The organism is Spirillospora sp. NPDC049652 (assembly GCF_040675125.1).
GTDB lineage: Bacteria > Actinomycetota > Actinomycetes > Streptosporangiales > Streptosporangiaceae > Spirillospora.
In genome coordinates this window covers 1-2000 of sequence record NZ_JBFAOF010001163.1, presented here as the reverse complement: position 1 = coordinate 2000, position 2000 = coordinate 1, and the positions used below count along the sequence as shown (strand labels likewise).

Annotated in this window: 2 protein-coding genes and 1 pseudogene; 2 read left to right on the top strand and 1 reads right to left on the bottom strand. The window is 73.2% G+C overall.

The window, feature by feature from the left end; all coding sequences use genetic code 11:
- A partial coding sequence (locus AB0J52_RS38105; protein ID WP_500187870.1) for a hypothetical protein occupies positions 1 to 593 on the bottom strand: 593 nt, incomplete at its 3' end.
- 128 nt (positions 594 to 721) lie between these two features.
- On the opposite strand from AB0J52_RS38105, the gene AB0J52_RS38100 reads away from it, so the two are divergent.
- Together AB0J52_RS38100 and AB0J52_RS38095 are read left to right on the top strand one after the other, a co-directional pair.
- Positions 722 to 1603, top strand: coding sequence for a LysR family transcriptional regulator (locus AB0J52_RS38100; RefSeq protein WP_500187868.1), 882 nt, complete (start codon positions 722 to 724; stop codon positions 1601 to 1603).
- 123 nt (positions 1604 to 1726) lie between these two features.
- Positions 1727 to 2000, top strand: a pseudogene (locus AB0J52_RS38095) (hypothetical protein); the annotation flags it as partial.

Here is a 2000-nt window from a genome sequence, read left to right as displayed (position 1 = left end):
GCACCGACCTCGGCGGCCGTCTCGTGGGACGGCGCGGGCGCGATGATCCGGGTCCCGTCGCCGATGAAGTACGCGCCGGGCGTCCGGGTGGTGAGGTTCCAGGTCCAGGGGCCGGGCCGGTAGGGGCCGAGGCCGCAGGGGCCGGAGCTCATGATCACCTGCGCGGCGGCCTCGTCCGGACGGCCGAGCGTCACGAGCAGGGGAGGGGCGTCCTCGCGCGGCAGCTTCACGTAGCCGACCTCGGCGCGGCAGACGGCCATCACGGGCCCCTCGACGGGCGTGAGCTCGGTGTCCAGGTGCACCGACGCCTGCCAGACCACGGTGTCCAGCAGCTTGACCGGCTCGACGTCCTCGTCCACGTAGAAGCACTCGCGGGTGAACCGCTCGGCGCAGGCCCGCAGGATCCGCTCGGGCAGCGGCCCGGTACGGCGCGTGAACGGGTCGTAGACGCCGTGCTCGAACAGCACCTCCTCCATGTCGTAGAGCGCGTGGGCGGCGGCGTCGATCACCGAGCCGGTAAAGAGGGCGGTGCGGTCCTCCCGGGCCACATCCAGAATCTCCTCCCGGGCGGGGCTCTGCGTCTCGTCGTACACGGCGGCACCTCCTCTGCGAGCCGTCCCAGGATCGCGGAGACGCGCGCGGGGCGCGCGGGCACCGGACCGAACCGTTGCGTCCGGGCACGCGAATGTGGCCGTCCGGTACGGATTACCCTGGTCAGGCCATGGAACTGCGCCAGCTGAGGTACTTCGTCACGGTCGCCGAGGAGCTGCATTTCGGCCGCGCGGCCGAGCGCCTGACGATCGTGCAGTCGGCGGTGAGCCAGCAGATCGTCCGGCTGGAACGGGAACTCGGCGTCGAGCTGTTCGACCGCTCGCCCCGGCACGTCCGGCTGACCGAGGCGGGCGCTGTCTTCCTGCCCGCCGCCCGCGCGGTCCTGGACGCCGAGCGCCAGGCCCTGGACACGATCGGGGAGTACGTCGACTCGCGCGAGACCGTCCTGCGCCTCGGGACGAGCCGGGGCATGGGCGACCGCCTGACGCTCGTCCTGGAGGCGCTGGCCGAGCGCGGCTACCGGGTCGAACTGGCGGCGCTGCCCGCGGAGGAGCGCATCCGCCGCGTCGCCGGCCGCGAGCTCGACGCGGCCTTCATCCGCGGCGTGGCCGACGAGACCGGCCATGACGTCCGCCTGATCCCGGTCTGGCAGGACGAGCTCGTCGTCGCCCTCCCCGCCCGGCACCCGCTGGCGAAGGAGGCCGCCGTGGACCTCTCCCGGCTGGCCGACCTGCCTCTCATCCTGACCGAGCGCCGAACCAATCCCGCGCTCGTCGATCTGGTCACCCAGTCCTGCCGGGAGGCCGGATTCACTCCCGTGTCCGGGCCTCCGCACAGCACTCTCCAGGACACCCTCGCGTCCCTTGCCGCGGGCACCGGCGGCTGGACCGTCCTCTATGCCACCGCCGCCGAGCAGGTCCGCACGTCCCGGGTCGCCTTCCGGCCCGTCCGTCCGGCGCTGTCGCTGCCCGCCGTCCTGGTCGTCCCGCCGAACGCCCCGGCCCGCACCCAGGCCCTCCTGACCGCCTGCCGGGCCGTGCCCTCCCGCTGACCGTGCCACGGGCGGCGATCTCGAATCGTGATCGCTGCGGGCTCGGAGTGCTTCTGGTTCGGGACGGTCCGGAGGAGTGAGGTGGAGAGGCATCCACTCCCCCTCACCAGGAGATACGCGGTCATGTCCTCGACCACCGAGCTGTCCGGAACACCGGCCACGGGTTCGACGCCGAAGCAGCAGCCAGCGAGCCGGAAGAGAGCGCTCTCGGCCGGCGAGGAGCGAGCAGCATCGCCGGGCCGGGAGCGGACGGCGTTGCGGTTCGCCGGGATCGCGGCCGGCAACTTCGTGATCGCGCTGGACGCGACCATCCTGAACGTGGCGCTTCCGGACATGCGGTCCGACCTGCACGCCCCCGCCGCCGCGCTCCCGTGGGCCGTGGACGCGTACACCGTCG

What these genes read in the sequence shown, in the direction of transcription:
- AB0J52_RS38100 (WP_500187868.1), top strand. Translation starts at nt 722, where the DNA reads ATGGAACTGCGCCAGCTGAGGTACTTCGTCACGGTCGCCGAGGAGCTG.